This window comes from Stenotrophomonas sp. GQ19 (assembly GCF_059758695.1).
In genome coordinates, this window is the sequence record NZ_JCAXES010000001.1 from 705,429 (window position 1) to 729,969 (window position 24,541).

Consider the following 24,541-nt stretch of genomic DNA (forward strand, 5'->3'; position numbering starts at 1 on the left):
CGCATCTTCGCCCATCTTCCAAGAAGCCTGACGACGATATGGACATCTCCCGCTCAACGGCGCTTGCCGCGCTCGCCTCTCCTTCGCAGCAGGCACGCCTGATCCAGCTGCAGGGCCCTGCCCCAGGCCTGGTCGTGGAGCGTTTCGAGGGCCAGGAATCGGTCTGTGGCAGCACCCGCTTCGAGATCGACTGCCTGTCCACCGATGCGTTCCTGGACATGGACCCGTGGCTGGAGCAGCCGCTGACCCTGCAGCTGCGGCAAGCCGACGGCGGCCTGCGTCAGTGGCATGGGCTGTGTACCGAGGTGGCCCAGCTGGGCAGCGACGGTGGCCTGGCCCGCTACCGGCTTACCCTGGAGCCGTGGACGGCGCTGCTGGAGCTGCGCCGCAACGCGGTGATCTTCCAGGAACTGGACACCCGCACCATCTGCGAGCAGATCTTCGGCGACTACCCGCAGGCCGTGTTCCGCTTCGACGTACAGTCCACCCTGCCCGCCCGCGCCATCACCACCCAGTACCGCGAAAGCGACTGGGGCTTTGTGACCCGGCTGCTGGCCGAGGCCGGCCTGGCCTGGCGGATCGAGCAGACCCAAGGCGATACCGCCGCGCACACGCTGGTGGTGTTCGAGCCCGGCGCCGAACTGACCGATCTGGGCGCACAGCGCTTCCATCGCGCCGACATGGCCGAGGCACTCGATGGCATCACCGCGTTTGCCGAGCAGCGCCAGCTGGTGCCCAACGCCAGCAGTGTGGCCAGCTGGCACAGCGAGCAGCTGCAGGCGGTGAGCGGCCAGAGCCAGGCCGAGGCCGGCGAGCTGCCGGCGCTGGAAGTCTATGTGCAGCCGCGTGCCGGCCGCTTCGGCAAGGGCGCCTCGGCCGACGATGAGGCCCAGGCCCGGCTGGATGCGCTGCGCGTACCGATGACCCTGTTCCAGGGCAGCGGCAGCGTGCGCGTGCTGGCCGCCGGCAACCGCTTCACCCTCACCCAGCACCCGCAGCACCAGGGCCAGACCTTCCAGCTGTTGGCGGTAGCGCATGTGGCCGTCAATAACCTGGGCCACGGCATCGTTGAACTGCTTGGCGAATCCGCCCTGGAGAACGGCAGCTACCGCAACCGCTTCCTGGCCGCGCCCAGCGACGCCCCGATCCGCGCCTTGCCGCAGGACCGCCCGACCCTGCACGGCCCGCAGACCGCCCGCGTGGTGGGCGTGGCCGACAGCGTGGTCACACCCAATCGCGAGCACCAGGTGCGCATCCAGTTTAGCTGGCAGCGCGGCACCGCGCCCAACCCGGGCGGGCTGACCGACACCGGCAGCAAACTCACCGGGCATGCCCCGGGCGACCAGACCAGCGGCAGCTGGGTGCCGGTGGCCGAGTGGGTGGCCGGGCCGAACTGGGGCACGCATTTCCTGCCGCGTATCGGCAGCGAGGTGCTGGTGGAGTTCCTGCATGGGGACATCGACCAGCCGCGCATCACCGGCCAGCTCTACAACGGCGAGGTCGCCCCACCCTTTGGCGGCGGCATCGACGAGAAGGCCCAGCACCCTGGCGTGCTCAGCGGCCTGCATACGCAGTCCCATGACGGTGGCGGCACCCAGCAGTGGGTGATCGATGACACCCCCGGGCAGCTGCGCACGCGCCTGCAGACCTCGCTGGCCGACAGCCGGCTGGAGCTGGGCTACCTGATCGAACATGGCGACACCCGTCGCGGCGCACTGCGCGGCCAGGGCTTCGAGCTGGCCACCCAGGGCTGGGGCAATGTGCACGCGGCCAAGGGCCTGCTGATCTCCACCACCGCGCGCAGCAATGGCGCCTCCACGGTGCTGGACAGCAACGAGGCTGTCGCCCAGCTCAAGGGCGCCGAGCGCAGCCTGGAAGGCATGCACGACACCCTGCAGCAGCAGAACGTACCGGCCCTGACGGCGCTGAAAAGCACCACCCAGCTGCGCGAGAAGATCGATCCGCAGGTGGACGGCAAGTACGACGGCGAGGTCAACGGCCAGTCTGCAATGAAGCCCGATGATGGCCGCACCCCGGGCAGCAACCCGGTGGAGCGCTTTGCCGCGGCCCTGCTGCTGGCCGAGTCGCCCGAGCAGATCATCTGGACCACCCCGGCCAGTGCGGTGGCCTACGCCGGGCAGAACCTGCAGATGACCGTGCAGCAGGACCTGCACATCAGCGCCGGTGAAACCGTGTCGACGGTGTCCGGCGAGCACACCGCGCTGTTTACGCAGGACGGCCCGATCAAGGTGATCGCGGCCAACGGGCCGGTCAGCCTGCAGGCGCACACCGGCGAGCTCGAACTGCTGGCCGACCAGGCCATCACCATCACCGCCACCGACGACCGCATCGACGTGCTGGCCCAGCAGAAAGTGGTGCTGCAGGCCGGCAACAGCGCGATCACGCTGGAGGGTGGGGACATCACCTTCAGCTGTCCCGGCACGTTTACCGTCAAGGCCGGGCAGCATCCGTTCCTGGGCGGTGCCAAGGATGAAGCATTCCTCCCCCCGCTTCCCAGCGGCGCGCAGGAAGCCACGCACTGGATAGCACTCAATTACATGGACGTTGACACGATGCAGGCACTGGCAGGGACGCCATACGAGATCCACTTCGAAGACGGATCTACGATTCAGGGCAAGCTGGACGCAGAGGGCAAGGCGCATCACGGCCCGATACCCGAAAAGAAGGTCGCGAAAGTCATCTACGAGCCACGCGATCCGACACGGGACACTGCCTGGCCCGACCTGGAGCTGATTGCCAACCTGCAGGGCAATACGCATGGCTGATTCAGGTCACGATCGCCCGAACGAAGCAGCCCCGGTTACCCTTCAGCAGTTGCGGGAAGCGCTGGCCTTCGTCACCGAGCAGTACAAGAACGTCACTGACGGCTCCAAGAACGTAGTCGAATGGCTGTGGGAAGCCATCCAGGGCGACTTCAACCAGGAGCGCACTACAGGTCAGATCGCCTTCGACACCGCGATCTCCATGATTCCGGGCGTTGATCAGGTCTGTGACGTCCGTGATGTCGTTGCCAACTGCAAACAGATCAATGACGACACCAGCAACACCTGGGCGTGGGTTGGACTGGTACTGACCCTTGTTGGTCTGATCCCCACTGTGGGTTCGCTCCTCAAGGGCGTTCTCAAGATCTTCTTCATCTACGTGCGCCGCGCCGGTCTGAATCACGTGGCACGTGCAGTCGACGAGGCGATGGATTGGGTAATTACCTTCCTGCGCCGACGCGAGGTGATGAAATACTGGAAGGCGCTGAAATGGGATCGCCTGTTCCATGAACTGGCCAACCAGACCCGCGTGGTACGCGCCCTGGTCAGCCCAAAGATCCTGCTCGATGCATTCGACCGCGCCATCAAGCTGATGGACAACCTCCTGGGCTATGCCAAGCACATCCCTGTGGTTGGTCCCGCTGCACAGGAGACGCTCAAGCTGGTGAACAACGTTCGCAGCTTGGCAAGAAGAAAGATCACCGAGTTCACCGCTCCCGCGCTGAGGACTCTGGATGAGATCATTCGGCGATTGGAATTCGAGGACTTCCTTCAACGTCGAAGCGTCCTCGATGCCGGCAACGTACATTTCACCGGAACCCTGCCTGAGACACACGCGGCGACACTGATGCGTCGCGTCCACCCGCAACCGTCCTGGCTGAGTGCAGGAAGGCCGACGAAGAACATCCGACTCACTGCCAAGGCCGAAAGGCCTCGCGTTGAAATAAAAGAGAAGGATGGCTACCCCCTTCTAACCGATAACCAGATCGAGAGCTTTACGCGCTTAAAGGACGACATCCTAAACGGCCCCATGAAACTCTACCGGATCGTCTCGCCAGCCAATTTCGCTGCGGGAGCAGATTGGATGACCGAAGATGTCTTCAACACAATCATGCGATCATCCGACGCCAAGGCTGCGTGGCGTAAGAACCTTGCAGTTTGGCCAGACTGGAACCCTAACGGCCAGTTCGTCATCTATGAACTAAAAGCCGGCGAGAAGATAAGGGTCTGGCGAGGCGAAGCATCAGCTCAGGTAAAGACGAAGGACATTCTTCCAGACCACCACCTGGAAGGCGGATACGAACAAATAAAATTTGATGGAAGCGCGTCCTATGACCTGGAAGGAAGGCCAATTCAGGATTCAGCGAAGAACATTCGACAGTCTCCCGACAGCTCAGCGTTCTATGACGTAAATCCGACAACAGGAGCGCTGACTCCAAGTAAGATGACATACCCCATCTGGAAGGATCTGCCATCTCATGAGCAGGTGAAGTACCAGAGCCTTAGAACCAAGATCAATCAACCCAGCATTCAAGGCCCATTTGATACCCACTGGGGAACGAGTGACTTCGGCACCCAATTGAATGACGTAAGGCTGGGCCTCCCCAGCATTCCCGGCCAGGTCACCAAGAGCTAAGACGATGTCCATTCATTACATGGAACTAAATCCATGGCATAAGCGTCAAGCTACGCTTCTCTATCACTTCGCTTCGCTGCCTTACGTCAGAGGCTTACTTGGACAAATCGATCAACTGATAGATTTCACAGACTCCTTGATCGACGAACGCTCCGGCTTGGACTCCCAAGGCAGAGCACTCGCCAACTGGCAGCCCGTAGATACCGCCGGACACTTTTCGACCTACGCATTCCCTGCCCTCATAGATTTCAGGGAGAGCGTCATAAAGAATATCGCTCGCCGCGCATACGAATCATATGACGAAGTCGGCGAAGGCCAGTGCTCGCAGATGCTTACCGAGTATGCATACAAGATGCTATGGGCCAGCAAAGAGCAAGAGACGCTATTCAAAGAAAGGGCCGAATCAACATTCAGGTACGCTGGACTGATCAGCGGAATGATGAGCCGTCCAACCACTTGGAATGACTTCATCTTCTGGCTACTGTGGCAAGAACATGGGCAACACTTCGCGCGGATTCCTCGCTTCCGCATTCGAACAGATGTGGTATGCGCGAGCGGGCAGGTTCCGCCACGAACGGGCGTATACGTTCCGCAGGACGACCCCATGTCTGCGCTTCAGTTCGGCTGGACCGGCGGCTATGGCGAGCTCGGTAATACCTACACATTGAACGAGTTTGGATTGCTCGCTTTGCACCAAGTTGGCAGGGCGGGATTATGGTCAGATTCGCCAGGACTGCACAGGCTGATCAATGAGCCGAAGCACCGCCAACTGCCCAACATCTATGACATTGAGCTTGAGCATGAGAAGCTTGCGGCCGCTGCCGTTTCGAGGCAAGGGTTTGAAGCGCGCACGTGCGAATGGTATTTCGTCGAAATGGTGAACGACGAGTACGAGGACCATGATGGGAGCTACACGGGCACCGCCTCTGCTGCAACCTCCATACGGCCACACAGAGTCACAGGAGGCGAGTTGGTTCCCCAAAGCGGCTGGTGGTATACGCCCGCCAATATGGGCTCAACGCGATACTTCAAGAAGGACGACCGCTTTCCCCAGCTGGAGGGAAACGAGTTCGGAACCACCTTCTGGATCTGGTCACCGGATCAGTCTGCGCCGAAGCTTGGCTGAGGGCGCTTGGCGCGATGCGAACAGACGAACAGAAGCTGACTCCCTGGCACCGACGTCAAGCGACGCTTCTCTACCATTTTGCTTCCCTGCCCTACCTCAATGGTTTGCTGGAGAAGATCAATCAACTGATCGGCTTCACCGATGACATCCTCGAAGATCGCGCTGGCCTGGACCATGCAGGCCGCGCATTCTCCAGTTGGGAGACTGTCAATACCGGCAGCCACTTCTCCAGCCATGCATACCCTGCACTAGTTGACTTCCGGCAGGATGTGATCGACTCCATTTCCTCACGCGGCCATGAGCGCTACAGCGAGGCCGGCGAGCGCCAGTGCTCCAGAATGCTGCAAGAGTATGCGCACCAGATGATCTGGGCGACCGGCGAACAAGAGAATTCGTTCAAGATTCACACAGAAGAGGTCTTCAAGTACGCAGGCAACATCAGCCGAATGATGCGACGCCCCACCACTTGGAATGACTTCGTTTTCTCATTGTTGTGGGAGCAGAACAAACCCTTCTTCGGGCGCATCCCCCGTTTCCGCGTCCGAGCAGATATTGCCTGCAAAAGCGGTGAGACGCCGCCACGCACAGGCGTTTACGTTCCGCAAGACGACCCCATGGCTGCCCTCCAATTCGGATGGACGGGTGGCTACGGAGAACTGGGCGATACGTATACGTTGAATGACTTCGGGGCACGCGTTTTGGAGCGCATTGGGCGATCGGGGCTATGGTCTGACGCTCAGCGCCTCCATGAATTGATCAACGAGCCTCAACACCGCCACTTGCCCAATACCGATCCGAGTGAACGCGAACACGTGGAGCTCGCACCGGCGGCCGTGGCAAGACAATCATTCAGTCCGCGGCCGTGCAAATGGTATTTTGTTGAAATGCTGGACGATGAATATGAAGATCATGACGGCAGTTACACCGGCAGCTCGTCCGTCGCGACCTCAACAAGACCACACCGAGTCGCAGGGGGCGAGCTGGTTCCCCAGAGCGGCTGGTGGTATACACCGGCAAAGATGGGCTCAACGCGATACTTCAAGAAGGACGACCGCTTTCCCCAGTTGGACGGAAACGAGTTCGGAACCACCTTCTGGATCTGGTCACCGGATCAGTCTGCACCGAAACTTGGCTGAGGGCACGTGGCGCGATGCGAACAAACGAACCGGAGCTGGCTCCGTGGCACCGACGTCAAGCGACGCTTCTCTACCATTTTGCTTCTCTGCCCTACCTCAAAGGTTTGCTGGAGAAGATCAATCAGCTGATCGGCTTCACCGACGACATCCTCGAAGATCGTGGCGGCTTGGACGCTGCGGGTCGCTCACTCGCCCATTGGCAGCCGGCCGATACGGCTGGGCACTTCTCAACCCATGCGTTTCCCGCACTGGTAGACTTCAGAGAGAAAGTGATCAGAGCCATTGCAGCTCGCAGTTACGAACGCTACAGCGAGGCCGGCGAACGTCAGTGCTCCAGAATGTTGCAAGAGTACGCCTACCAGATGATCTGGGCGACCGGCGAACAGGAAGCATCGTTCCAAGGTCGCGCAGAAGCTGTCTTCAAGTACGCTGGCAACATCAGCCGTATGATGCGCCGCCCCACCACCTGGAATGACTTCGTTTTCTCGTTGTTGTGGGAACAGAACAGGCAGGATTTTCCACGTATTCCCTGCTTTCGCGTAAGGACCGATATTGAATGCGTGAGCGCCCAAACTCCGCCACGCACGGGCGTTTACGTTCCGCAGGATGATCCCATGGGGGCACTTCAGTTCGGCTGGACAGGCGGCTATGGGGAACTGGGTGATACGTATACGTTGAACGACTTCGGAAAGATCGCCTTTGAGCGGGTCGGCAGAGCCGGACTCTGGTCCGACGAATCAGGCCTTCATGCGTTGATCAATGAACCTCGGCATCGACACTTACCAAGGATCGATGAAAGTGATCGAGCGCGCGTGGATTTTGCACCGGCTGCCGTCGCCCTGCAGGGATTCGACGGCCGCCCGTGCAAGTGGTACTTCGTCGAAATGCTGGAGGGTGAGTACGAGGACCATGATGGCAGCTACGCAGGCCGCGCTTAGGCATTCCCCGGGTCGCCGTTACCTTTCGTCCCGTTCCCGCCACCAGGCGGAATGGCCCGGCAGCGCCAGTGGCCAGATGGCCCCTGCAAGCCGGGAACGCCCGCCACCAAGCCAAGCGCCACAAGAGGGGGCACCCACGATGGAATCCGGGCGCAACGACGCCCCATATGGTGCTGTTCGTCACACTTTGACGCCTACTCTTTGACACGATTGCCGCGTATCTCGTCGGATGCGCCAGAATTACCCCCATTCCTTGCCCAGCCGTTGCCGGGCGCGCGTCTGGGGACGTGACCGGAACCGTAGGTGAAATGGCCCGGGGACGGGGTTTGTTATGGTCCCGGGTAAGTGGCGTGGGGACTGGCGGTGTTGGGCGCTGATGCGACCGCCGCCGGGCACATGCTTGGTTGCACTCCTGACATGGGATTGTCGATATGGATGTCTCCCCCGCACAGTTGCTGGCTTCGCTGGGCGCCCCCTCGCAGCAGGCACGTCTGATCCAGTTGCAGGGCCCTGCCTCTGGCTTGGTCGTGGAGCGCTTCGAGGGCCAGGAATCGGTCTGTGGCAGCACCCGCTTCGAGATCGACTGCCTGTCCACCGATGCGTTCCTGGACATGGACCCGTGGCTGGAACAGCCGCTCACCCTGCAGCTTCGGCAAGCCGACGGCGGCCTGCGTCAGTGGCATGGGCTGTGCACCGAGGTGGCCCAGCTGGGCAGCGACGGTGGCCTGGCCCGCTACCGGTTTACCCTGGAGCCGTGGACGGCCCTGCTGGAGCTGCGCCGCAACGCGGTGATCTTCCAGGAACTGGACACCCGCACCATCTGCGAGCAGATCTTCGGCGACTACCCGCAGGCGGTGTTCCGCTTCGACGTGCAGTCCGCCCTGCCCGCCCGCGCCATCACCACCCAGTACCGCGAGAGCGACTGGGGCTTTGTGACCCGGCTGCTGGCCGAGGCCGGCTTGGCGTGGCGGATCGAGCAGACCCAGGGCGATACCGCCGCACACGCGCTGGTGGTCTTCGAGCCCGGCGCCGAGCTGACCGACCTGGGCACGCAGCGCTTCCACCGCGCCGACATGGCCGAAGCCCTCGATGGCATCACCGCATTTGCCGAGCAGCGCCAGCTGGTGCCCAACGCCAGCAGCGTGGCGAGTTGGCACAGCGAGCAGCTGCAGGCGGTGAGCGGCCAGAGCCAGGCCGAGGCCGGCGAGCTGCCGGCGCTGGAAGTCTATGTGCAGCCGCGTGCCGGCCGCTTCGGCAAGGGCGCCTCGGCCGACGATGAGGCCCAGGCCCGTCTGGATGCGCTGCGCGTACCGATGACCCTGTTCCAGGGCAGCGGCAGCGTGCGCGTGCTGGCCGCCGGCAACCGCTTCACCCTCACCCAGCACCCGCAGCACCAGGGCCAGACCTTCCAGCTGTTGGCCGTGGCGCATGTGGCCGTCAATAACCTGGGCCACGGCATCGTCGAACTGCTTGGCGAATCCGCCCTGGAGAACGGCAGCTATCGCAACCGCTTCCTGGCCGCGCCCAGCGACGCCCCGATCCGCGCCTTGCCGCAGGACCGCCCGACTCTGCACGGCCCGCAGACCGCCCGCGTGGTGGGCGTGTCCGACAGCGTGGTCACGCCCAATCGCGAGCACCAGGTACGCATCCAGTTCGGCTGGCAGCGCGGCACGGCGCCCAACCCGGGCGGGCTGACCGACACCGGCAGCAAGCTCACCGGGCATGCCCCGGGCGACCAGACCAGCGGCAGCTGGGTGCCGGTGGCCGAGTGGGTCGCCGGCCCGAACTGGGGCACGCATTTCCTGCCGCGCATCGGCAGCGAGGTGCTGGTGGAGTTCCTGCACGGGGACATCGACCAGCCACGCATCACCGGCCAGCTATACAACGGTGAAGTCGCCCCACCGTTTGGCGGCGGCATCGACGAGAAGGCCCAGCACCCTGGCGTGCTCAGCGGCCTGCATACCCAGTCCCATGACGGTGGCGGCACCCAGCAGTGGGTAATCGACGACACCCCCGGGCAGCTGCGCACGCGCCTGCAGACCTCGCTGGCCGACAGCCGGCTGGAACTGGGCTACCTGATCGAACACGGCGACACCCGCCGCGGCGCACTGCGCGGCCAGGGCTTCGAGCTGGCCACCCAGGGCTGGGGCAACGTGCACGCGGCCAAGGGCCTGCTGATCTCCACCACCGCGCGCAGCAATGGCGCCTCCACGGTGCTGGACAGCAACGAGGCTGTCGCCCAACTCAAGGGCGCCGAGCGCAGCCTGGAAGGCATGCACGACACCTTGCAGCAGCAGAACGTACCGACCCTGGCGGCGCTGAAAAGCACTACCCAGCTGCGCGAGAAAATCGATCCGCAGGTGGACGGTAAGTACGACGGCGAGGTCAACGGCCAGTCTGCAATGAAACCCGATGATGGCCGTACCCCGGGCAGCAACCCGGTGGAGCGCTTTGCCGCGGCCCTGCTGCTGGCCGAGTCGCCCGAGCAGATCATCTGGACCACCCCGGCCAGTGCGGTGGCCTACGCCGGGCAGAACCTGCAGATGACCGTGCAGCAGGACCTGCACATCAGCGCCGGCGAAACCGTCTCCACCGTGTCCGGCGAGCACACCGCACTGTTTGCGCAGGACGGCCCGATCAAGGTGATTGCCGCCAACGGGCCGGTGAGCCTGCAGGCGCACACCGGCGAGCTGGAACTGCTGGCCGACCAGGCCATCACCATCACCGCCACCGACGACCGCATCGACGTGCTGGCCCAGCAGAAAGTGGTGCTGCAGGCCGGCAACAGCGCGATCACGCTGGAAGGTGGGGACATCACCTTCAGCTGCCCTGGCACGTTTACCGTCAAGGCCGGGCAGCATCCGTTCCTGGGTGGGGCCAGCGACGCCGCTGCCGTTCCCGCGCTGCCCGACCAGACCTTCGCCTTTACCGACAGCCTGCGCTTCGCGGTGGAAGGCGCGGACGTGCTGGCCGGCGACTTGGGCTGGACCAACCTGCCCTTCAAGATCGTCGACCAGGACAACAAGGAAGTGGCCGCCGGCACCGTTGGCGAGGATGGCCGCCTGCCGCGCGTGATGTCCGAGGGGCTGGGCAGGACGCTCACCCTGCAGGTCGGTGAGGACAAGTGGGAAAAGATCACCGCCGCCACCGCCGCGCCGCCGGAAGAAGACGGCGACAACGATGACGACCCCGATGGCGACCGCTACCGCGGCGAGCTCGATGCCGCCGCGCAGACGGGCGCCCTGACCCCGGAGCAGATCCTCGAACTGCTCGGCAACGAGAACGATCACGCATGAAAACCCTGTCGTATCTGCTGCTGGCCGCCGCGATCGCCGCCGCCCCGGCGCAGGCCCAGCAGTACAAGCCCGGTACCGCCACCATCGCCAGCGCGCAAGGCACGCTGCGGGTGAACTCGGGCCTGGTCAACCATTTCAACGCGCACAGCTTCTACGTCTACAGCTTCCAGTGGCAGCCGCAGGGCAAGGACGCGGTGTGGAACCAGGTGCCGCTGCTGGCCAAGCCGGACGCGGTGCCCAGTGAATTCGTGTTCAAGACCACCGCGACCGCGGACTTCCCGTTGAGCGACGCTCGCGTGGTGCAGGCCGGCGGCAAGACCTGGCTGACCACGGCCCAGCTCACGTACGAGGACACACCGTACGACGACAACGCCAGCGTCGAGCTGAAGCGGTATGAGCTGGTGCGCCAGCCCGACGAAGACCGGTGGGTGTTCGTGCTGCGCAGCACCCGCAACGTTGGCAAGAAAACCGTCACCCAGGCGCTGGCAGCGCCGCCATCCCCCTGAGCGTCGAGCCCATGACCACGTACATCAGCGCGGTATTTCACAAGGACATCCGCACGGTGGAATTCACCGCTGCGAACGGCGACAAGATGTTGCGCACCGGCGGTACGTTGGCGTGGCTGCTCAACAACCCGGGCAACCTGCGCCCTGGCGGCAAGTACGTCAGCATGATCGGCCAGGCCGACACGGCCAGCGGCAAGTTCGCCATCTTTTCCAGCGCCGAGGAAGGCCGCAAGGAGAAGCGCGCCCTGCTGCGGCGCAAGTACAACGACATGACGTTGTACAACGCGATGCACACCTATGCCCCGGAAGGCGAGAACGACACGGCCAAGTACCTGGCGTTCGTGCGCAAGAAGTCCGGCGCGACCGACCAGACGGTCATCAAGGACATGACCGACGAGCAGTTCAACGGCATGGTCGCGGCGATGGAACAGTACGAAGGTTTCAACGCCAATTCGGACACGCGCAAGGAAAAGATCGTGCACGCCACCCAGGTGTCGCTGTCCGATGGCGCCAAGCCGCTGCCGTCCTTCCCCGTGGTGGCCAAGACCAGCACCGGCAAGGAGAAGAAGCTCACCACCAACGCCTATGGCGTGCTGCCGGCGTTCATCACCAGCAAGCCGGGTGAGATGGTGCAGCTGTTCGCCGAGGAGGCCGGCAAGGTGGGCACCAAGATCGGCGAGTTCGTGCTGGACCAGGCGTCGACGTCGTTGCTGTTCGCGCGGCCGCTGGTCACCGCGCTGGCCGGCTCGCAGCCGCACAACCCCGACAGCAGTCCGCGCGACGCCAAGCGCGCGCCGATCCGCTATGTGATCCAGCCAAAGGACACGCTCGGCACGGTGGCCAGCAAGTTCAAGACCAGCGTGGACGAACTGGTCAGCAACAACCGGATCCGGGACCGCAACAAGGTCTTTCCGGGCGAGGTGATCTGGATCTACGGGCCGGCACCGCAGGGCAGCACGTCCGGCGCGGCCGCCAACGATGCCGCACCCGCCGCCGCCCGGAACAGCTATGCGATCAAGCGCGGCGACACGCTGTCGGGCATCGCCGACCGCCACGGCGTTTCGGTCGACCAGCTCATGGCCGCCAACCCGGCGATCAAGGACCGCAACAAGATCAGCCCGGGGCAGTCGATCAACCTGCCGGCCGGTGCGAAGAAGGCAGAACCGGCCTCCACCGCAGTCACCAAGCCCAAGACCAGCCAGCCGCCTGCCTCCAGCAAGCCGAGCGGGCCGGCGCCCAGCCTGGTCAAGCCGCCGCCGGTTGCCCCGCCCAAGCAGCCGGCGGTAAAGCCGCCCGCGGCCGTGGACACCCGGCCGGTGCGCAGTGCCGAGAACCAGGCCCACCCGATCGCGTTGGTACCGTACTCGCAGCAACGTGCGCCGTGGATCGAGCATGCCTACGCGCAGGCCAAGAAGTGGTCGGGCAAGAAGGAAGCAGTGATCACCAAGACGATCAACTTCCACGACGAAATCGGCTACGGCAAGCAGTTCAAGACCATGGCCGGCGGAGACAACGCCTGGTGTGCCTCGTTCGTGAACTACTGCATGCGCAAGGCCGGGTACCCCATCTCCAGCCCGCATCCCTACCGCGCCCGCTCGTTCGCCGCCGACACCACCAACTACGTGCAGATCGATGCACCGGTGTTTGGCGCGATCGCGCTGGTCAAGACCAGCCACGTGGGCTTTGTCTACGCGCTCGATGGCAGCAGCCCGATCCTGCTGGGCGGCAACCAGAGCGACCAGATCAACTTCGTCAAATACAATCCTGCGTCGCTGCGCTATTACGTGCCCAAGGCCTACTTGGCCTTCGCCAACAAAGAACTGAAGGACCCGAAACTCGATGCGACCCACGCCAAAACCCTCAATGACGCCCTCGGCATCGTCGTCGTCACCAAGGCCAGCGGCAATGAGCGTTGACCGCAGCGGCTGGCTGGCCGTGGCCTGCGCGCTGGCGCTGGCCGCGTGCGGCGGGCCCGGCAAGGCGGCGACGGACACCGATGTCGCCACCGATGCCGCCCCTGAAGGCCCCGCTTCTGCAGCAGCGCCCGCGCAGCCGGCGACCGGTGGGTTTGCGGTCCTGCCCGCCCTGCCCGGCAGCGAAACCGATGGCCTGGGCATCCGTGACCCGCTGAAGCTGGTGCACTACCGCGACACCGCCGGCGAAGGCCTGCTGGTGCTGGCGCGCACCGATACGCGCACGCACGACGCCGACAGCGACCAGGACATGGACGTGGCCACGTTGACCGCCACCCTGTATGGCCGCGCCGCCGCCGACGCTCCCTTCGTGCAGCGTTGGCAGAGCGAAAGCCCGACCGAGTGCGAAGGCCTGGACCTGGACGCGGGCTACTTTCTCGACCAGAGCGGCGCCAGCGACCTGGACGGCGATGGCGTGGCCGAGCTCACCCTGGCCAGCCACAGCTTCTGCGGCGGCGGCGTGGACCCACAGCAGATCGTGATCGAACTTCGGCGCGACAACGATATCTACCGCATCGACGGCGAATCGCTGGTCACCATCGAAGGCGACGCACCGTTCGGCGGCGAGCGCCAGGACAGCGCGTCCTACAAGGATGCCCCGCCGCTGTTCCAGAAGCACCTGGATGCCGTCTGGAAGGCTGTCTACACGCGGCGTGGCGGACAGGATGAAGCGACGCCGTAGTCGCGCGGGCACACGCCCCTTCGTGTTCCGGGGTGGCCGGCTCGCCGATGGCTGCCTGCTGTTGCTTGCCTGCAGTGGCGTAGCGGCAGCCAGTACAGAACGGCCGCTCCCGTCCCACCGCCCTCCTGCCGCGGTCACCGACGTCGCGGTCCGCGGCCATGACGTGGTGTTCAAGCGGGGCACCCGTGCGATCCGGATACGGCTGGGATCGGCGGTGGATGGGTGGCAGGTGAACTGCGCCCGCACCCGCGCGCTCGCCTGGGGCGTCCCGTGGGACCAGATGGCCCCCGGCACCAGTCGCTACGCCAACGTGTTCCTGCTGGACCTGGAGGCGGCGCAGGTGCTGGCCCGTTTCTCGCTCGTGCATGGGCCCTACGAGACCGCTTTCAGCGCGGACGGGCAGTGGGCGCGGGTGGATGACATCGTCCTGCGCCAGCGTGATGGCGAACGCGCCACGGTCACGGTGGCCGCAGCGGAGCAGGCCGAAAGGTGCCCCTCGATGGACCGGCAGTCGTCGCCCACCGGCTGAGGTACGGGCGCGCTCAGCCGATCACGATGTAATCGCTGACCAGCGTGATCTCCGCATGCGCGCCCGGTTGCAGCTGCACGTAGCGGCCGCCCACCTGGTCGATGGCGATGCAGTCGTCCACGTCCAACACCGCGTCGGTATGCGGCATGATCCAACTGGCGTCGCGCAGGCCCTTGGCCTTCTGCCTGGCGTCGGCCACGTCAGCGGCGACCAGCAGCAGGTAGTCGTGCGCCTCGCCCAGCGCGCGTGGCACGTAGCCGCCCAGGTTGATGAAGAACAGGCGCGGCGCAGCCGGGCCCGGGGCAACATCGCCGAAACGGACCTGATGGCCGTCGACCCCGTCCACTGCCAGCCAGCCGTCCACGTGCAGGCCCTTGGCGTCTCCGAACCACTCCCGGCGCAACTGCGGGTAGGCATCTTCGGGGCGGTCGACATTGGCGAAGGCCACGTCATGGACCTCGATGCGCGCACGCGCATGGCGCCCGCCCAGCATGAACACGTGCAGCACTGCGCTCTCCCACTCTTTTGCGACGGCGTGCAGTGTAGCGTTGCCACCACGCGAAGATCGCGGCGGCAGTGGTATCGTCAGCGCCTGAATCCGCAGGAGCGACCCCATGACTTTCCATTCGCGCAGCGTTACTTCCGGCCGCCTGGCCGCCACGCTGGCCCTTGTCGCCAGCCTGGCGCTCAGCGCCTGCGTCAGCACCCCCGGTCCGCAGGTCAAGGGTCCGGGCCTGTGCAAGGCCGATGGCCTGGAGTGGGCCGTGGGGCAGCCGGCCGATGAAGCCACCATGCGCAAGCTGTCGGCGCAGAGCGGTGCCGGCCTGGTCAACCCGATTGGCCCGGAAACCATTACCACCCGTGACCTTCGCCAGGATCGCCTGCGCGTGTTCATCGACAAGCAGAACGTGATCACCGCCGTCCGCTGCGAGTGATTCCCCACCCGGTAGAGCCACCCCATGGGTGGCTGTGCCATCCGATCGCGGGTGTTCCGTGCAGCCACCCACGGGGTGGCTCTACCCGGTTCCGGTTCAGGTGCAGTCGCAGCCGTTCCAGTGGCGGGTTTTGGGCGTCTGGCCGATGCCCGGGTTGAACGTGTTGCTGGGATCGAGCTGCTGATAGAACGCCGCGAGGGCCGGCTTGGCCGGGTACAGGTGGCCCACGTTGTGTTCGGCCGGGTACTCGGCGCCACGCGCGTCCAGCAACGCCCACATGGCATGCTCGATCGCCAGCGGATCTTCGCCCTTGCGCACGATGTAGTCCTGGTGGAACACGTGGCAGAAGAAGTGCCCGTAATACAGCTTGCCGGCCAGCTTGGCGTCGATGGCCGCCGGCAGCTGTTCCACCCACTGGCGGTCATCGCGGCGCAAGGCCACGTCCAGCGCGACGATGTCCTGCACCGCCTCACGGTGGACTTCGCGATACCGCACGGCCGCGCCTGCCACCGCAAAACGGTGCAGGAACGCCTTGCGGCCTTCATCGGCGGTGCAGGCGAAGGAGTCACCCTCGCCATCGGCGAAGTGCGTGCGCAGGAAGGTCTCGGTGGCGGCCGCATCCACCGCCGATACCTTCAACAGCAGGTGGTGCTCGTAACGGTCACGGAACTGCTTCATGCGGGGCGGCAGGTGCCCCGGCAGCAGGCCCATCATGGCCTGGATGACGCGGTCGGTGACCCCGCGCAGGCCCAGCGTCTCGAACCAGCCGTCGATGCGGCTCTTCAGCGCGAACGCGGCCGGTACACGCGCAGTGCCCAGGCGATCGATGAGCAGGAAGGTGTCCTTGCCGTAGCGCTCGCCGATATCAAAGGCGTCGCGATGCAGGTACTCGCCGGAAATCGGCAGGCGTTCGAACGCCGTCAGCAGGTGGCGGCGGATCGCGGTGAGGTCGTCCATCGTGTTGCTGCCGATGTAGAACACCTCGGCCTGCTCGCGCGCGAAGGTATCCAGGCGCACCGCAAACACCGCCAGCTTGCCGGCCGACCCGGCCGCTTCGTAGTGCCGCGCGGGGTCGGCATTGAAGCGCGCCGGGGTGGGCGCATCCACCTGCCGCACCTGCTCGGCGTAGCGCGGGTCGGTCGCCGCGCGGCCGCTGTCGTTGTCGATGTCGGCAGCGCGGTAGTCGCCCCGCTGCAGGCGGTCCAGGATCTCTTCGGGTGCGCTGCCCAGCGCGATGCCCAGGTGGTTGACCAGCTGCAGCTGCCCGTGCGCGTCGACGTGGGCGTACAGGGCCAGCTCGGTATACGCCGGGCCACGCCGCACCAGGGCGCCACCGGAGTTGTTGCATACGCCGCCCAGCACCGACGCACCGATGCAGGACGAGCCGATTACCGAATGCGGCTCGCGATCCAACGGGGCCAGCAACTGCTCCAGCCGGTCCAGCGTGGCGCCGGGCAGGCACACCACCTGGCGGCCGTCGTTCACCAGCTGGATGCCGGTGAGGCGCAGCGTGTTGATGATCACCACCGGCCGGTCGTAGTCCGCGCCATCGGGGGTGGATCCGCCGGTCAGGCCGGTGTTGGCGGCCTGCATGATGACCACGGCATCGGCCGCTACCACTGCCTGCAGCACGCGCCACTGCTCCACCAGCGTGCCCGGGCGCACCACGGCCAGCACCGGGCCGTCACCGAAGCGGTAGCCCTTGCGGAAGCGCCGGGTCGGTTTGTCGCCACTGAGCACATGCGCGGTGCCCACGATGGCCAGCAGCGCGGCCAGCAGCGCGGCACGGTCGCTCACGGCCGCACCTGTGCGTGCCGGGCCACCTCGGCCAGCGCGTCGCCGCTGATGTCGGCGATGGTCTTCGCCCCGGTCAGGGTCATTGCCACGCGCATCTCTTTGGCCATCAGGTCGAGCAGGTTGGCCACGCCCTCGCCGCCCTGCGCGGCCAGCGCATAGACGAACGCACGGCCCAGCAGCACGCTGTCGGCGCCCAGTGCGAGCATGCGCACCACGTCCAGGCCGCTGCGGATGCCCGAATCGGCCAGGATCTTCAGGTCGCCCTTCACCGCGTCGGCAATCGCCGGCAGCGCACGCGCGGTGGACAGCACGCCATCCAGCTGGCGGCCGCCGTGGTTGGAGACCACGATGCCGTCGGCGCCGAACCGCACCGCATCACGTGCATCGTCGGGGTCGAGGATGCCCTTGATCACCATGGGCCCGGTCCAGAATTCGCGGATCCACTCCAGGTCTTTCCAGGAGATGGAGGGGTCGAAGTTGGCACCCAGCCAGCCGATGTAGTCCGCCAGTCCGGTCGGGCTGCCGCGGTAAGTGGAGATGTTGCCCAGATCGTGCGGGCGACCGCGCAGGCCCACGTCCCACGCCCAGCGCGGATGGGTGGCGGCCTGCAGCATGCGCCGCAGCGGCGCATTGGGGCCGCTCATGCCCGAGTGGGCGTCGCGGTAGCGTGCGCCGGGGGTGGGCATGTCCACGGTGAATACCAGCGTCGTGACCCCGGCGGCCTTGGCCCGCTCCAGCGCATTGCGCATGAAGCCGCGGTCCTTCAGCACGTACAGCTGGAACCACATCGGGCGGTCGATGGCCGGCGCCACTTCTTCGATCGGGCACACCGACACCGTCGACAGGGTGAAGGGAATGCCGCGACTGGCCGCCGCCCGCGCCGCCTGCACCTCGCCGCGTCGCGCATACATCCCGGTCAGCCCGACCGGCGCCAGCGCCACCGGCATCGCCAGGCGCTCGCCGAACAGGGTTGTTTCCAGACTCAGCTCGGCCATGTTGCGCAGTACGCGCTGGCGCAGCGCGATGTCGGCCAGGTCGGACACGTTGCGCTTGAGCGTGTGTTCGGCATACGCGCCGCCATCGATGTAGTGGAACAGGAACGGCGGCAGCCGGCGCTGGGCGGCCGCGCGGTAATCGGTGGAGGCGGAGATGATCATGGGAATCAACCGTGGGCAGAAGGAAGCCGCGAGGCGCGCGTGCGCCGGGCCTCGTTGTCGTCAAGCGTGCGCAGCGAGGTGTGCACGAATTCCAGGTGGGCGTGTGCGGCGGCACGCGCGCGTTCGGGATCGCCGGACAGCACCCCGTCCATCACTTCCCGGTGCTGCACCGACAACGGCTCAAAGGTGCGCGGCGAGGTGTACAGCTTTTCGCGGCTCTGCGAGATGTTGGTCTGCAGCAGCTCGAACAGGCCGCGCATCACCTGCAGCAGCACCAGGTTGTGTGACGCCTCGGCGATGGCCAGGTGGAAGGCCGCATCGGCGCGCGCCTCACCGGCCGGGTCGTCCTTGCCGTGGGCAGCCATCATGGTATCGAAGGCATCGCGGATCTTCGCCCGGTCCGCATCGGTGGCGCGCAACGCGGCGTGCCAGGCGGTGGCGCCTTCCAGCGCGTGACGGATCTCCAGCACGTCGAAGCGGTATTCCGGGTCGCCCTGGAACAGCGGCAGGTACGGCATCAGCGGTTCGTCGATGGCCTGCCGGGCGCGCGCGGCGGGTTCGGCCACGTAGGTGCCACCGCCCACCCGCGCGGTCAGCAGGCCCTGGCTGGCCAGCTGCGCGATCGCCTCACGCAGGGCAGTGCGTGACACCCCCAGCTGCACGGCCAGCGCCCGCTCGGCCGGCAGCCGATCCCCCGGCTGCAGGTTCTGCGTGCTCACCAGGCCACGCAGCTGCGCGGCCACCTTGTCGGACAGGCGTTCGTTCTTCATGCCGTCATTGTCGCCCGCATGGCTGGATCCGCGCATGGCTCAGGGAATCATCCAGGTCAGCCAGTAGGCCTGCAGCGTGGTGATGATGCCCACCATCACGGTGAAGATCAGGCTGTGCTTGACCGTGAAGCGGAACAGGTCGGACTCCTTGCCGGCCAGCCCCACCGCCGCGCAGGCGATGGCGATGGACTGCGGCGAGATCATCTTGCCGGTCACCCCACCGGTGGTGTTGGCCGCCACCAGCAGCACCTCGGACACGCCGATCTGCTGGGCGGTGGTGGCCTGCAGCGCCGAGAACAGTGCGTTGGAGGAGGTGTCCGAGCCGGTCAGGAACACGCCCAGCCAGCCCAGGAACGGCGAGAAGAAGGTGAACGCCTTGCCGGTGTGTGCCAGGGCCAGCGCCAGTGTGGCCGACAGACCCGAGTAGTTGGCGATGAAGGCAAACGCCAGCACCATGCCGATCGAGTAGATGGGCACCTTCAGCTCGTTGGCGGTCTCACCGAACGTGCGCAGCGCTGCGGCCGGACGCATCTTCAGCAGCACGATGGCCAGCACCGCGCCGAGCATGATGGCGGTGCCGGTGGCCGATACGGCATCGAACTTGTACACCGCCTCGTAGGCGCTGGGCGATGGCACGATGGGCGGCATCTTCTGCACCAGCTGGTCCAGCGCCGGCACCGGCAGTTTGAGCACCCAGTGTTCCAGCGGCCCGCCAGCGGCGAACAACGCCTTGAACGGCTTGATGCTCCATACCGTGACCATCGCGGTCAGGATCAGGAACGGCGACCACGCCTTGATGATCTGCCCGGTGCGGTAACGCGGGGCCTCCAGCGCCTGCGCTGCGGCCTCCGCACTGGTTTCGGTATCGAAGCGGAAGATCCGCACCGGCTTCCAGCGGCGCAGGAACAGGGTCAGGCACACCAGCGAGGCCAGCGAGGCGGTGATGTCGGGCAGTTCCGGGCCGATGAAGTTGGAGGTCAGGTACTGCGCGATGGCGAACGAGCCGCCAGCCACCAGCACCGCCGGCCAGGTTTCCTTGACGCCGCGCCAGCCGTCCATGATTGCCATGATCCAGAACAGCACGATGATGGTCAGGAACGGCAGCTGGCGGCCGGCCATCTGCCCGATCTCGAACGGATCCAGGCCGGTGACCTGCCCCGCCACGATGATCGGAATGCCCATCGCGCCAAAGGCGACCGGTGCGGTGTTGACGATCAGGCACAGCCCGGCCGCATACAGCGGCTTGAAGCCCAGCCCGACCAGCAGCGCGGCGGTGATCGCCACCGGCGCACCGAAACCGGCCGCGCCTTCCAGAAACGCGCCGAACGCGAAGCCGACCATCAGCATCTGCAGGCGCTGGTCTTCGGTGACCGACAGGATCGAGGCCCGGATGATGTCGAACTGCCCGGTCTTGACCGAGACCTTGTACAGGAACACCGCGCCCAGGATGATCCAGGCGATCGGCCACAGCCCGTAGATGAACCCGTACGCCCCGGCCGCGAACGCCTGCTGCACCGGCATGCGGTAGAACAGCAGCGCCACCGCCAGGGCGATGGCCACGGTGAGCGTTCCGGCCAGCCAGCCCTTCATGCGCAGCACGGCCAGGGCGACGAAGAAGAACGCGATCGGCAACAGCGCGATCAGGCTGGACAGCCACAGGTTGCCAGCGGGGTCATACAGTTGTTGCCAGGGCTGCATCGGCGGATCTCAACGGGACGGACGGAAGGCCGCGCACGGGAGGTGCGGGCCGGCATGCATTCCCACCCCGCCGCCATTGGTACGACCAATAAGCAGAGAAGGGTCAGGAAGTGTCCGCATTGAAACGCCAATTGCGCGACAGGCCTATTAGACCATAGGTCTATGCCCCGTATTTTGGTATGACCATTAGCTGCAGCCGCAGTCGCTGGCCGGGCCCTTCAGCTCCACCCCGTTGCCGTCCGGGTCGTGCAGGTACACCGACAGGCCATCGCCTTCGGCGCCGAAGTTGTTCTCCGGCTTGCCACGCAGTTCCACCGCGTGCATCTGCAGGTGCGCCCGCAGCTGTTCAACATCGAACGGCTCCACCCGCAGGCACAGGTGCTCCAGGTTGCGCCCTTGCGCGCCCGCCGCCGCGCCGCCGGGTGCGCCCAGCTTTCCGTCCACGGCCACCAGGTCGATCATCGAGGTCCCGGCGTGCAGGTGCACCATGCCCAGCGATGGCCGTTCGCGCGCCACCGTGCAGCCGAGCACATCCCGGTAGAACGCCACGGCGCGCGGCAGGTCCTGCACGCGCAGCACGATGTGGTCGATATGTTGGATCTGGAAGGGACGGTCGCTGCTCATGACGTCTCCAGTTTTTTGGCAATCCGACTGAACACGGCCAGCACGATCAGACACAGAATGCTGACTCCGATGGCGATGACGTACTCGCCGATGCCCACCGCGATGCCGATCGACGCCGACATGATCAGCGAGCTGGCCGTGGTCAGGCCGCTGACCTGGTCATCGCGCGACCCGCGCAGGATGGTGCCGGCGGCAACGAAGCCAACGCAGGCCACCACCGCTTCGATCAGGCGCACCGGATCCACCTGCAGCAGGTCGCGATAACGCTCCTGCTGGAAGTGTTCGGCGATGCTGTCGCCCAGGCCCACGATCAAGGCGGCCGCGCCGGCAATCAGCATGTGCGTGCGCAGCCCGGCTGCGTGCTTGCCCATCTCGCGCTCGATGCCGATCAAGCCACCAAACACCATGGCTGCGGCAATCCGCAGCAGTATCGATAGATCCTGTTCCAGTCCCATCCGTACGTCCTCGCCTGTTCGGCCCAGCCTTGCGTGGCGGCCGTGGCAGCACCGTGAAGGGGTGCGTGAGGCGGATGTGCACAGTCATGCGGCAGTGGGGTACCGCATGACCGGCGGGCGCTCCTTACTGCGCCAGGTAGCCGCCGTCGATGGCGTAATAGGTGCCGGTGGCGAACGAGGCATCGTCGCTGGCCAGCCACGCCACCAGCGCGGCGACCTCATCGGGCTGGCCGAGACGGCCCAGTGCGTGCTTGCTTTCCAGCGCCTGCTTGACCGTCGGATCCATCTTGTCCAGCAGCGGCGTGGCAATGAAACCGGGGCCCACGGCATTGACCCGGATCCTGTCGCCGGCATGCTCCCACGCTGCGGTCTGGGTCAACCCGACGACCCCGTGCTTGGCCGCCACGTAGGCAGCGGAATTGTTGAACCCCACCTGCCCCAGGATGGACGCCATGTTGATGATGCTGCCGCCCTTGCCGCCGTTGCGCATGGCCTGGATCTGCGCACGCTGGCACAGGAACACGCTGGTGAGATTGACGTCGATCACGCGCTTCCAGCCGTCCACCGGGTAGTCGCCACTGGTCGCCGACGGCCCGCCGATGCCGGCGTTGTTGACGGCGATGTGCAGCCCGCCCAGTTCCTGCACGGTGCGCTGTACCGCCGCTTCAACGGCCTTCTCGTCGGTCACGTCCAGCGCGACGCCGATCGCCTTGACGCCCTTGGCGCGCAGCGCTTCGGCCGTCTTCTGCACCGCCTCGTCCTTCAGATCCCACACCGCCACCGCTGCACCGGATGCCGCAAGCAGTTCGGCGGCGGCCAGGCCGATGCCGGACACGCCACCGGTCACGATCGCCACCTTGCCCTTGAGCTGATAATCAATCATCGCGTTGTACCTCTGGTTGGAACATGTCGCAGGCAGCGCCTGCATCTGCCCTCACGGTACGCCTGCAACGCGTTACAGAACGTGCACAGGGGCGACCGCAACAATGCTTCCCATCGGTGCAACGCACGCCCCCCTATGCTGGCGGTCGTACGTCCACATCTGGTCATTAACACGCTGCGTGATGCGGCCCCCTCCTCCCTAGGTATGCACATGACTTCTTCCAGTGACGGCCCCCTGTTCACCCCTACCCGCCTCGGCGCGATCGCGGTCGCCAACCGCATCGCGATGGCACCGCTTACCCGCAACCGTGCCATCGAAGGGCGCGTGCCCAATCCCCTGGCGATCCAGTACTACGAACAGCGCGCCAGCGCCGGCCTGATCATTGCCGAGGCCACCCAGATCAGCCCGCTGGGCCAGGGCTACCTGGACACCCCTGGGATCTACAGCCAAGGCCAGATCGACGCGTGGAAGAAGGTCACCGATGCGGTGCATGCACGCGGCGGCAAGATCGTGCTGCAGCTGTGGCACGTGGGCCGCATCTCGCACACCAGCCTGCTGCCCGACGGCGAGGTGCCGGTGGCCCCGAGCGCGCTGCCGGCCAAGGCCAAGACCTTCACCGCCAAGGGCTTTGAAGACGTTTCGGTGCCGCGCGCACTGGAACTGTCCGAGATTCCCGCGCTCATCCAGGACTATCGCCAGGCCGCGCGCAACGCGATCACCGCCGGCTTCGACGGCGTGGAAGTGCACGCCGCCAACGGCTATCTGATCGACCAGTTCCTGCGCGACGGCAGCAACCAGCGCACCGACGCGTACGGTGGCAGCATCGAAAACCGCACCCGCCTGCTCGACGAGGTGGTCCGTGCGATCGCGTCGGAGATCGGCCCCGAGCGTACCGGCGTGCGCCTGTCCCCGGTGACCCCGGCCAACGATGCCCACGATTCGCAGCCGCAGCTGTTGTTCGAACGCGCGGTGGAACGCCTGGATGCGATTGGCCCGCTGGCGTTCATCCACGTCATCGAAGGCGCCACCGGTGGCCCGCGCGACAACATCGCGTTCGACTACGCGGCGCTGCGCGCGAAGTTCAAGGGCGCGTGGATCGCCAACAACGGCTACACCAAGGACACCGCCGAAGCCGCCATCGCCTCCGGCTACGCCGACGTCATCGCCTTCGGCCGTCCGTTCATCGCCAACCCCGACCTGGTGGAACGCCTGCGCCTGGGCGTTGCGCTGTCCGACCTGGACCCGGACACGCTGTACGGCGGCGGCTCGCGCGGCTACACCGATTACCCGAGCGTCTCCGGCGCATAAGCACCTGCATTGACCCGGTAGTACCGGCCGCTGGCCGACCGTCCTGGTAGAGCCGACCGTTGGTCGGTTGCATTGGTCGGCTATCCGCACGCCATCCGCACACCGGTAGAGCCGACCGTTGGTCGGCTCCTCGTGCATCCATCCGGGTTCATGCGGAGCCGACCAACGGTCGGCTCTACCCGATCCAGGACACGTGGGGATCAATACACCGGCAGCCTGATGCCGGACACGCCGCGTGACAACCGGTAGAGCCGACCGTTGGTCGGCTCCTCGCACATCCATCCGGGTTCATGCGGAGCCGACCAACGG

At 65.6% G+C, this 24,541-nt stretch carries 20 protein-coding genes; 12 read left to right on the forward strand and 8 right to left on the reverse strand.

Features of this window, described 5'->3' with window-relative positions; all coding sequences use genetic code 11:
• The first annotated feature begins 38 nt into the window (after positions 1 to 38).
• The 10 genes from AC6CHL_RS02940 (at position 39) to AC6CHL_RS02985 (ending at position 14,605) form a co-directional block, all read left to right on the forward strand.
• Entirely contained in the window at positions 39 to 2,786 is a 2,748-nt protein-coding gene (locus tag AC6CHL_RS02940) for a type VI secretion system Vgr family protein (protein ID WP_498293278.1), read from the forward strand.
• The gene (locus AC6CHL_RS02945; RefSeq protein ID WP_498293279.1) at positions 2,779 to 4,419 is read left to right on the forward strand and encodes a hypothetical protein; all 1,641 of its coding nucleotides are present in this window, start codon (positions 2,779 to 2,781) and stop codon (positions 4,417 to 4,419) included. Before AC6CHL_RS02940 ends, AC6CHL_RS02945 begins: the two co-directional genes overlap by 8 nt.
• 4 nt (positions 4,420 to 4,423) lie before the next feature.
• Positions 4,424 to 5,545 carry a hypothetical protein gene (locus AC6CHL_RS02950; protein ID WP_463601138.1) on the forward strand — a complete coding sequence of 374 codons (1,122 nt, stop codon included), beginning with the start codon at positions 4,424 to 4,426 and terminating at the stop codon, positions 5,543 to 5,545.
• 14 nt (positions 5,546 to 5,559) lie between these two features.
• On the forward strand, positions 5,560 to 6,681 hold the full coding sequence (locus AC6CHL_RS02955; protein WP_498293280.1) for a hypothetical protein: 1,122 nt from the start codon (positions 5,560 to 5,562) through the stop codon (positions 6,679 to 6,681).
• Between the two features lie 14 nt (positions 6,682 to 6,695).
• Positions 6,696 to 7,619, forward strand: a complete 924-nt coding sequence (locus AC6CHL_RS02960; protein ID WP_498293281.1) for a hypothetical protein — start codon at positions 6,696 to 6,698, stop codon at positions 7,617 to 7,619.
• 431 nt (positions 7,620 to 8,050) lie between these two features.
• The gene (locus tag AC6CHL_RS02965) at positions 8,051 to 10,915 is read left to right on the forward strand and encodes a type VI secretion system Vgr family protein (protein ID WP_498293282.1); all 2,865 of its coding nucleotides are present in this window, start codon (positions 8,051 to 8,053) and stop codon (positions 10,913 to 10,915) included.
• Entirely contained in the window at positions 10,912 to 11,421 is a 510-nt protein-coding gene (locus AC6CHL_RS02970; protein WP_137189658.1) for a hypothetical protein, read from the forward strand. The genes AC6CHL_RS02965 and AC6CHL_RS02970 overlap by 4 nt, the downstream gene beginning before the upstream one ends.
• Before the next feature lie 11 nt (positions 11,422 to 11,432).
• On the forward strand, positions 11,433 to 13,337 hold the full coding sequence (locus tag AC6CHL_RS02975; RefSeq protein ID WP_313245557.1) for a TIGR02594 family protein: 1,905 nt from the start codon (positions 11,433 to 11,435) through the stop codon (positions 13,335 to 13,337).
• Complete coding sequence (locus AC6CHL_RS02980) at positions 13,327 to 14,076, forward strand: M949_RS01915 family surface polysaccharide biosynthesis protein (protein ID WP_498293284.1); 750 nt, start codon at positions 13,327 to 13,329, stop codon at positions 14,074 to 14,076. The genes AC6CHL_RS02975 and AC6CHL_RS02980 overlap by 11 nt, the downstream gene beginning before the upstream one ends.
• 229 nt (positions 14,077 to 14,305) lie before the next feature.
• Positions 14,306 to 14,605 (forward strand): hypothetical protein, encoded by a 300-nt coding sequence (locus tag AC6CHL_RS02985; protein WP_498293285.1) that lies wholly within the window; start codon positions 14,306 to 14,308, stop codon positions 14,603 to 14,605.
• Between the two features lie 13 nt (positions 14,606 to 14,618).
• Here AC6CHL_RS02985 and AC6CHL_RS02990 read toward each other — a convergent pair whose 3' ends face one another.
• Complete coding sequence (locus AC6CHL_RS02990; RefSeq protein ID WP_313422611.1) at positions 14,619 to 15,113, reverse strand: DUF1543 domain-containing protein; 495 nt, start codon at positions 15,111 to 15,113, stop codon at positions 14,619 to 14,621.
• A 106-nt stretch (positions 15,114 to 15,219) separates the two neighbouring features.
• On the opposite strand from AC6CHL_RS02990, the gene AC6CHL_RS02995 reads away from it, so the two are divergent.
• The gene (locus tag AC6CHL_RS02995; RefSeq protein ID WP_038687971.1) at positions 15,220 to 15,540 is read left to right on the forward strand and encodes a hypothetical protein; all 321 of its coding nucleotides are present in this window, start codon (positions 15,220 to 15,222) and stop codon (positions 15,538 to 15,540) included.
• A 96-nt stretch (positions 15,541 to 15,636) separates the two neighbouring features.
• Here the strand turns inward: AC6CHL_RS02995 and dld are convergent, their stop codons facing one another.
• From dld to AC6CHL_RS03030, 7 genes are all read right to left on the reverse strand, one after another.
• A complete protein-coding gene (gene dld, locus AC6CHL_RS03000) occupies positions 15,637 to 17,337 on the reverse strand; it encodes a D-lactate dehydrogenase (protein WP_498293287.1) in 1,701 nt (566 codons plus the stop codon).
• The gene (gene lldD, locus AC6CHL_RS03005) at positions 17,334 to 18,494 is read right to left on the reverse strand and encodes an FMN-dependent L-lactate dehydrogenase LldD (RefSeq protein WP_498293288.1); all 1,161 of its coding nucleotides are present in this window, start codon (positions 18,492 to 18,494) and stop codon (positions 17,334 to 17,336) included. The genes dld and lldD overlap by 4 nt, the downstream gene beginning before the upstream one ends.
• Positions 18,495 to 18,499: 5 nt before the next feature.
• On the reverse strand, positions 18,500 to 19,264 hold the full coding sequence (gene lldR / locus AC6CHL_RS03010; protein WP_498293499.1) for a transcriptional regulator LldR: 765 nt from the start codon (positions 19,262 to 19,264) through the stop codon (positions 18,500 to 18,502).
• A gap of 39 nt (positions 19,265 to 19,303) precedes the next feature.
• The gene (gene lldP / locus AC6CHL_RS03015; RefSeq protein ID WP_038687964.1) at positions 19,304 to 20,962 is read right to left on the reverse strand and encodes an L-lactate permease; all 1,659 of its coding nucleotides are present in this window, start codon (positions 20,960 to 20,962) and stop codon (positions 19,304 to 19,306) included.
• 186 nt (positions 20,963 to 21,148) lie between these two features.
• On the reverse strand, positions 21,149 to 21,586 hold the full coding sequence (locus tag AC6CHL_RS03020) for a VOC family protein (protein WP_498293290.1): 438 nt from the start codon (positions 21,584 to 21,586) through the stop codon (positions 21,149 to 21,151).
• The gene (locus AC6CHL_RS03025) at positions 21,583 to 22,041 is read right to left on the reverse strand and encodes an MgtC/SapB family protein (protein WP_447594139.1); all 459 of its coding nucleotides are present in this window, start codon (positions 22,039 to 22,041) and stop codon (positions 21,583 to 21,585) included. Before AC6CHL_RS03025 ends, AC6CHL_RS03020 begins: the two co-directional genes overlap by 4 nt.
• Positions 22,042 to 22,165: 124 nt before the next feature.
• Positions 22,166 to 22,924 carry an SDR family NAD(P)-dependent oxidoreductase gene (locus AC6CHL_RS03030; RefSeq protein ID WP_498293291.1) on the reverse strand — a complete coding sequence of 253 codons (759 nt, stop codon included), beginning with the start codon at positions 22,922 to 22,924 and terminating at the stop codon, positions 22,166 to 22,168.
• Positions 22,925 to 23,134: 210 nt separating this feature from the next.
• On the opposite strand from AC6CHL_RS03030, the gene AC6CHL_RS03035 reads away from it, so the two are divergent.
• Positions 23,135 to 24,232: an alkene reductase gene (locus tag AC6CHL_RS03035; RefSeq protein WP_498293292.1), complete on the forward strand. Its 1,098-nt coding sequence runs from the start codon at positions 23,135 to 23,137 to the stop codon at positions 24,230 to 24,232.
• Positions 24,233 to 24,541 lie beyond the last annotated feature (309 nt).

Bases quoted from the DNA above. Each gene is read 5' to 3' on its own strand.
- AC6CHL_RS02940 (WP_498293278.1), top strand. From the start codon at position 39: ATGGACATCTCCCGCTCAACGGCGCTTGCCGCGCTCGCCTCTCCTTCG.
- AC6CHL_RS02945 (WP_498293279.1), top strand. From the start codon at position 2,779: ATGGCTGATTCAGGTCACGATCGCCCGAACGAAGCAGCCCCGGTTACC.
- AC6CHL_RS02950 (WP_463601138.1), top strand. From the start codon at position 4,424: ATGTCCATTCATTACATGGAACTAAATCCATGGCATAAGCGTCAAGCT.
- AC6CHL_RS02955 (WP_498293280.1), top strand. From the start codon at position 5,560: ATGCGAACAGACGAACAGAAGCTGACTCCCTGGCACCGACGTCAAGCG.
- AC6CHL_RS02960 (WP_498293281.1), top strand. From the start codon at position 6,696: ATGCGAACAAACGAACCGGAGCTGGCTCCGTGGCACCGACGTCAAGCG.
- AC6CHL_RS02965 (WP_498293282.1), top strand. From the start codon at position 8,051: ATGGATGTCTCCCCCGCACAGTTGCTGGCTTCGCTGGGCGCCCCCTCG.
- AC6CHL_RS02970 (WP_137189658.1), top strand. From the start codon at position 10,912: ATGAAAACCCTGTCGTATCTGCTGCTGGCCGCCGCGATCGCCGCCGCC.
- AC6CHL_RS02975 (WP_313245557.1), top strand. From the start codon at position 11,433: ATGACCACGTACATCAGCGCGGTATTTCACAAGGACATCCGCACGGTG.
- AC6CHL_RS02980 (WP_498293284.1), top strand. From the start codon at position 13,327: ATGAGCGTTGACCGCAGCGGCTGGCTGGCCGTGGCCTGCGCGCTGGCG.
- AC6CHL_RS02995 (WP_038687971.1), top strand. From the start codon at position 15,220: ATGACTTTCCATTCGCGCAGCGTTACTTCCGGCCGCCTGGCCGCCACG.
- lldD (WP_498293288.1), bottom strand. From the start codon at position 18,494: ATGATCATCTCCGCCTCCACCGATTACCGCGCGGCCGCCCAGCGCCGG.
- lldR (WP_498293499.1), bottom strand. From the start codon at position 19,264: ATGAAGAACGAACGCCTGTCCGACAAGGTGGCCGCGCAGCTGCGTGGC.
- lldP (WP_038687964.1), bottom strand. From the start codon at position 20,962: ATGCAGCCCTGGCAACAACTGTATGACCCCGCTGGCAACCTGTGGCTG.
- AC6CHL_RS03020 (WP_498293290.1), bottom strand. From the start codon at position 21,586: ATGAGCAGCGACCGTCCCTTCCAGATCCAACATATCGACCACATCGTG.
- AC6CHL_RS03025 (WP_447594139.1), bottom strand. From the start codon at position 22,041: ATGGGACTGGAACAGGATCTATCGATACTGCTGCGGATTGCCGCAGCC.
- AC6CHL_RS03030 (WP_498293291.1), bottom strand. From the start codon at position 22,924: ATGATTGATTATCAGCTCAAGGGCAAGGTGGCGATCGTGACCGGTGGC.
- AC6CHL_RS03035 (WP_498293292.1), top strand. From the start codon at position 23,135: ATGACTTCTTCCAGTGACGGCCCCCTGTTCACCCCTACCCGCCTCGGC.